Origin of the sequence: Aquabacterium sp. UBA2148 (genome assembly GCF_002328915.1) — a bacterium.
GTDB lineage: Bacteria > Pseudomonadota > Gammaproteobacteria > Burkholderiales > Burkholderiaceae_C > Aquabacterium > Aquabacterium parvum.
In genome coordinates this window covers 1-5,488 of the sequence record NZ_DCXA01000291.1, presented here as the reverse complement: position 1 = coordinate 5,488, position 5,488 = coordinate 1, and the positions used below count along the sequence as shown (strand labels likewise).

Here is a 5,488-nt window from a genome sequence, read left to right as displayed (position 1 = left end):
ATGGCGGTGATGTTTTTGGTGGAGTGGGACATGGCGGGCGGAAGGGGTTGGGCTGCGGGAAACCCTGGATTTTAGCTTGGTGTGGCCGGTGACATGGCTGGGACTGTCAAACGGTTGGCAGGCTTTCTTGATGCAGCCTATACAACAAAAGATAAAATGTTGTATAACACACCATGCCCGAGCACTTCACAGACCTGCCTGTTTCCGCCGCCACGGCGTTTGCGCAACTGCAAACTGCAGCCATGGCAGCTGAACTGGCCCGAGATGTTTCACACTTGCAAGGCAGCTTCTCGACCAAGTTGGTGAAAGGGACCCGGCAGTGGTACTTCGCTTACCGCGAAAACACCCACTCGGTCAGGCAGATCTACGTGGGGCCAGACAACGAAGAAGTGCAGCGCGTGATCGAGAGGGCGCGCCAGCAAGCCCCGCTTGAAAAACTCAAACCCCTTGCCAAATCCGCGTTGGCCTTGGGCTGCGCGCCCATCCAGCGCAAACACCTCAGCGTCATCCTGCGGCTCAACGAGTTTGGTTTCTTCAGGGCGGGCGGCGTGCTCATCGGCACGCATGCCTTCCTGGCATATGCCAACCAATTGGGCGTGCGCTGGAACAGCCCCGACCAGACCTCGGACATCGACTTTGCCCACGCAGGGCGCAATGTGTCGATTGCCTTGCCAGCCACGATTGACGCTCAACCCCACTCGGCGCTCACCACGATGGAGAGCGGCTTCTTGCCACTGGTGCAGTACCGAGGCAGCGCAGGCGCCTCGTACAAGCACAAAGACGAGCCTGAGTTTCAGGTTGACTTCCTGACGCCACGAACCTCTGACAGCGAAGAACCCATCCACATCGACAACCTCGACGTGGCTTTGCAGCCGCTGCGGTTCATGGAGTTTTCACTGGAAGGCGTTCAACAGACCACGCTGTTCGACCCAACCGGGCGATGCGTGGTGGTCAACCTGCCCGCACCGGAGCGTTACGCCGTGCACAAATTGCTGATCATCGGCGAGCGTGCTGGGGCTTTCAGGGCCAAGGTGAGCAAGGACTTGGCGCAGGCCGCGGCCTTGATGAGCTACTTTGCGGCCAACGACCCAGAGGCCTTGCAGGAGGCCTGGGCCGATGCGTTGAGTCGGGGGCCGGGGTGGAGGAAGCGGGCGCTGGAAGGGCGCAAGGCGTTGGGAAATTTGGCACCAGAGCTTGCGTCAGTCTTAACGCATGAGCGATGAGAACCCTGCCCTGGATAGGGATCCCTCTTTTTTGACGGAGGCAGAGGAAACTGCTTGGTCTGCGTAACAGAGAGATCAGAACCTCAGGACACCGAATCGGTGCTAGCCAGCATCCATGGCCAGCGCCCGGGTGGCATTGGCTACGGCGGTGCCGCAGGACAACTGAAACCACGAACACCTCCGCTACAAGCTTGTCGTCAGTTCATTCGGCAACGCCAAACCCCGAGGTCTCAACGGGAGCGTCCAACCATATCCAGCCGTTCGGCGATGCGATGCAACTTCTCTCGATATGCGTTGACTCGCTGGGCACCGATCGCATCAAGGGGAACCTGCACCAAACCGCCTTCCTCTTCCTGGAACGAACTAAGGCTGCGATCAGTTGCATCGTACTTCGTGATGACATCTCCACACCTGGACGCTACGTCCTTCAATCGGATCAAATCCGACATCCGATCTTCCCGGATGTGCATGCGCGCCCGGTCGTCAACGGCGTAATACTCAGCCCCGAGTTCAGCCGCCCGTTTTTCGTCCATCTTGTTGTAGTTGGCCAAAGCAGACATGCGGATGCCTGTCTCGAAGGTGACGCAATCTCGAACAGGCAGTGCCTCGGGCACGCCACCTAAAGCAAAGCGCTCAAGCATGGGCTTGAGATCCAGCAGCGACACCATCCCATCGACAGTATTTGGTCGGTTGACCACCTTGCCGTCGCGATACACCAGGTAGGCCAACACCACATGGTTCTGCTCTGGCATGACGACACTGGTGCCGTGACCGTAGACCTGCGACTCCAGCACGGGTTGCCCGAACTTGTGGATTTTGCGAGTCTCGCCGAAGGACTCACCGTGATCAGAGAGGAACACCACCAATGTGTCATCCAGGCGACCGGCAGCTTGCAATTCCTTCATCAACTGATCGATTTGACCATCCACAACCGTCAGCGCATTGACGTGCTCCGATCGGAAACGGTTCTCCGCCTCCAGTACGCGGCGCGCGTCACGCGCGACATAGGGGTAATGTGCAGATTCGAGATGAACCGCCATGAACAAGCGTTTGCGCTGCGCCGAAGCCGACTGGCTCACAGCTTCCACGAAATCTGCTGCGGGGTAAGTCGCGTGTGCCGCGACGTTGAGTCGCGAATGGGGCAAGAGCCAGGCCGAAACGCCGGTCTGCAAAAACAAGTTGACCAGCGGCGAGTCATTGAATTTCTGGATGAGGAAGTCCAGCGCGCCGTGATCAGGGCCGACCACCACATCGAATCCGAAGGACTCGTCGATGCTGCAGAACCGACGTTCGTCCAGGCCGAAGATGGTGGCGTAACCACGTTGCTGCAATACCATCGGCAGCATACCGCTGCGGTCGACCTGGTCAGGGTGACGCAGGTTGAAGACCCCCCCATGGTCGGCAGGCGAACGACCGGACAGGATAGACAGCCAGGTTGGGCACGTGCGCCCCATAGGGCTCCATGCGTTCGTGTGCGCGACGGTCTGTCGATAGAGTGCATGGAAGTGAGGCATGGCCTCTGGATGCGCCTGCAAGACGCGCTGCGACAAGGAGTCGATGCCGATCAGGATCACATTGCGGTGTGCCTTCTCGGGCTCCACGTTCGCTTCCACCGAGCGGTTGTAGCCCAAGCCGGCTGCCATCAGCGCAACCATCGTGACCGATGCGACCAGAGCAGGCTTGCGACTGGGCATGCGCCACATGGGCCAAAGCGAACGAGTGAGCAAGGCCAGCGCCAGCGCAGTGGTCAAGGCCAGCACGGGCACCAAGCTGCCCTCGCCCAACCACCGATGACGACTTTCTTGGAACAGCCATTGATTCCACGCGTACAGCAACACCCACAGCAGCATGGCCGAAGCCAGGGAGGCAACAACCGGCCTCACCTGAGAGAACCCGGCAATGCCGCGATGCAGCGCGCGGTGAACAGGAAAGCAAAGGGCCAGCAAACCCAGGTGCGTGAGCAGGGTCAGCATCAGGGCCTGCTGGATAGGAGGCCCTGATAGCACTTGCTCCATCAGGTGCAGCAGCACCGGACTCATTCGGTTGTCCAGCGACATGCCACTCGCATATGGAGCGATGTACAGAAGCACGAACAAGGAAAAGCCCGACACAGAGGACATGGCCACGCCCCTCAACAAAAACAAAAAAGGGGCCCGCAGGCCCCTCTCAACAAACTGGGATCAAGACCCTGCTGCAGCAGCAGCGACAGAGTTTTTCTGCGCAGCATCGCGCAACTCCGTGCTCTTGAAGTTCGTAGCAGCGATCTGCCATGTGAGGGCCGTGCCATCGGTCGGGATGTTTGGCGTGAAGCGCAGCGTTGCCGTTTGTCCATCGGCAGCCAAGCCAGTGGCAGCGGTCAAGTTGACAGTGATCACGCCGTTGACAACCGTGCCGCTGGCCACCTCATTGGTCGCTGTGATATTGGGGAGGGTGCCTTCGTTTGCCACATCATCACACGTAGCTGTGTTGCCTCCATTTTCTTGGATGCAAACTGCCACGGCGGTTTTCGCCGCGTCAACAGCAGATTGAGCATTGGCCAGTCGAGACTTGGAGACGTAGTTTTGATACTGCGGAATCGCCACAGCCGCCAAAATGCCGATGATCGCCACAACGATCATCAGTTCGATCAGGGTGAAACCTTGTTGAACGCGCTTCATGTTGAACTCCTCAGCCCCTCAAGGGCCACTGGTAAAAAGGGTTTGCAGCCAGCGACCGACTTCGCCGACCGCACGCCAGACATGGTGCATCCCGCGTGCCAGCTTTCAGAGCCCGAAAAAACGTGATTTCCTGCTCGGTTTCCCTCGACCCACCCCACCAAACCAACACGCCTGGTCGGATGTGTTTCAAGGCGTCAGCCCAAAAACGTCACCCAAAGGTCTGAGCTGACAATTTTTGTCGTCTTCGCGAAGGCTTGTCCTTCAAGCGCACCCCCGCTAACATTTGCGCATGCTCCATGGAGACACATCATGCGCATGACCATTGTTGATTCACCCCCATCCACCCGCAAGGCCACCAACGTCTCTTTGGGCGCCAACCTGCTGGCCGAAGCCAAGGCGCTGCGCATCAACATTTCCCAGGCAGCAGAAGCGGGCCTGAGTCAGGCGGTGGCAGCCAAACGCGCCGAGTTGTGGTTGCAGGCCAACCTCGAAGCGCTTGAAAGCTCCAACGCCCACGTGGAACGCGAAGGCCTGCCGCTCGCCCGGCACAGGCAGTTCTGATGGCTCGGTTTTCGGTCTACGCCAACCCGGAAGGGCCCGGCTACCTGATGGATGTGCAGGCCAACCTGCTCACTGCACTCAACACGCGGGTGGTGTTGCCCTTGCTGCCATCTTCGTCAGCCCCCAAGCCCGCTCAGACACTGAACCCCGTTTTCGACATCGAAGGCACGCCTCACGTGCTGGTCACGCAATTCATGGCCGCAGTGCCCTGCAGCATGCTCAAGACCCAGGTGTTCAGCACCCAGGACCGAGCCCACGAAGTGGTCGCCGTGCTCGATTGCCTGTTCCAGGGGGTGTGATCAGCCCTGGGCCGACACCCACGCCAGCAATCTCGCCTGATGGCCAGGCCCGACCGGCAACGCGCGAACCCGCGCTGCCAAGGTTTCAGCATTCACGATGCCGTGCTTCATGGCCTCACGCACGAACACCCAGTCCTTGTCGCGCCCAGCAGCCAGCTTGGCCGCGCACAAATCAGCTGGGTCCAGGCACAACCCGACTTTCAAGTCGGTGTTCTGGTTCTGCAGTCGGACCAAGCGCCCTTGCCAGCCGTCAGGCAGCACAGCGGTTTCCGGCCCCACGCCCTGAGCGTAGTAGCCAAAGCGTTCGTGAAATGGCGAGCCTTCGCCGATGGCGCCATCGATCAAATCCGCCAGCTCAGGCATGTTGGCCGGGTAGATGTCGGCCTCCATCGAGACCGTCAGCGAATCGGGCGGATTGGGTACTGCACCGAGAATCGACTGGCTGCCCACCACGACCACCTCATAGTCGTTGGTGATGGCTGACGCCGCCCGGATCAGGTGCTCCAACTCATGCCTTTGCATGCGAAATCCGCCATTGCTTGATGATCGCAAACCGTTCCTGCGAAGTCAGCAGGCAGGCAAGGGGCGAACTCTGGCGCAGCCAGGCTGCACGCTCGGTGTCCTCCAGGGCCACCGCCAGCCCGCCCCGGCCACCGTCGGCGTCCAGCAGGTGTTGCCACTCATCCAGAGCGGGGGCCGTGCGCGCAGACGAAGCTGCGCGCCAGCGAGCCAGAATCGCGCGCGCGCG

General features: G+C 60.0%; 6 protein-coding genes and 1 pseudogene. 3 read left to right on the top strand and 4 right to left on the bottom strand.

Going from position 1 to position 5,488, the window contains the following annotated elements:
• The first annotated feature begins 173 nt into the window (after positions 1-173).
• Positions 174-1,223 (top strand): nucleotidyltransferase domain-containing protein, encoded by a 1,050-nt coding sequence (locus B2W70_RS16100; protein ID WP_286747202.1) that lies wholly within the window; start codon positions 174-176, stop codon positions 1,221-1,223.
• A 230-nt stretch (positions 1,224-1,453) separates the two neighbouring features.
• Here the strand turns inward: B2W70_RS16100 and B2W70_RS16095 are convergent, their stop codons facing one another.
• Together B2W70_RS16095 and B2W70_RS16090 are read right to left on the bottom strand one after the other, a co-directional pair.
• Positions 1,454-3,343 (bottom strand): sulfatase-like hydrolase/transferase, encoded by a 1,890-nt coding sequence (locus tag B2W70_RS16095; RefSeq protein WP_286747200.1) that lies wholly within the window; start codon positions 3,341-3,343, stop codon positions 1,454-1,456.
• A 60-nt stretch (positions 3,344-3,403) separates the two neighbouring features.
• Positions 3,404-3,880 carry a pilin gene (locus B2W70_RS16090; RefSeq protein ID WP_286747199.1) on the bottom strand — a complete coding sequence of 159 codons (477 nt, stop codon included), beginning with the start codon at positions 3,878-3,880 and terminating at the stop codon, positions 3,404-3,406.
• A 309-nt stretch (positions 3,881-4,189) separates the two neighbouring features.
• Between B2W70_RS16090 and B2W70_RS16085 the strand changes: the two genes are divergently transcribed.
• Both B2W70_RS16085 and B2W70_RS16080 read left to right on the top strand, forming a co-directional pair.
• Positions 4,190-4,441, top strand: coding sequence for a type II toxin-antitoxin system CcdA family antitoxin (locus B2W70_RS16085; RefSeq protein ID WP_286747197.1), 252 nt, complete (start codon positions 4,190-4,192; stop codon positions 4,439-4,441).
• On the top strand, positions 4,441-4,740 hold the full coding sequence (locus B2W70_RS16080) for a CcdB family protein (protein WP_286747195.1): 300 nt from the start codon (positions 4,441-4,443) through the stop codon (positions 4,738-4,740). Before B2W70_RS16085 ends, B2W70_RS16080 begins: the two co-directional genes overlap by 1 nt.
• On the opposite strand, the gene B2W70_RS16075 is transcribed toward B2W70_RS16080, so the two are convergent.
• Together B2W70_RS16075 and B2W70_RS16070 are read right to left on the bottom strand one after the other, a co-directional pair.
• On the bottom strand, positions 4,741-5,262 hold the full coding sequence (locus tag B2W70_RS16075; protein WP_286747193.1) for a DUF6036 family nucleotidyltransferase: 522 nt from the start codon (positions 5,260-5,262) through the stop codon (positions 4,741-4,743).
• Positions 5,249-5,488: pseudogene (locus B2W70_RS16070) on the bottom strand (hypothetical protein); the annotation flags it as partial. The pseudogene B2W70_RS16070 and the gene B2W70_RS16075, both read right to left, overlap by 14 nt.

Coding starts and splice junctions, on each gene's coding strand:
- B2W70_RS16100 (WP_286747202.1), top strand. CDS start 174: ATGCCCGAGCACTTCACAGACCTGCCTGTTTCCGCCGCCACGGCGTTT.
- B2W70_RS16095 (WP_286747200.1), bottom strand. CDS start 3,343: ATGTCCTCTGTGTCGGGCTTTTCCTTGTTCGTGCTTCTGTACATCGCT.
- B2W70_RS16090 (WP_286747199.1), bottom strand. CDS start 3,880: ATGAAGCGCGTTCAACAAGGTTTCACCCTGATCGAACTGATGATCGTT.
- B2W70_RS16085 (WP_286747197.1), top strand. CDS start 4,190: ATGCGCATGACCATTGTTGATTCACCCCCATCCACCCGCAAGGCCACC.
- B2W70_RS16080 (WP_286747195.1), top strand. CDS start 4,441: ATGGCTCGGTTTTCGGTCTACGCCAACCCGGAAGGGCCCGGCTACCTG.
- B2W70_RS16075 (WP_286747193.1), bottom strand. CDS start 5,262: ATGCAAAGGCATGAGTTGGAGCACCTGATCCGGGCGGCGTCAGCCATC.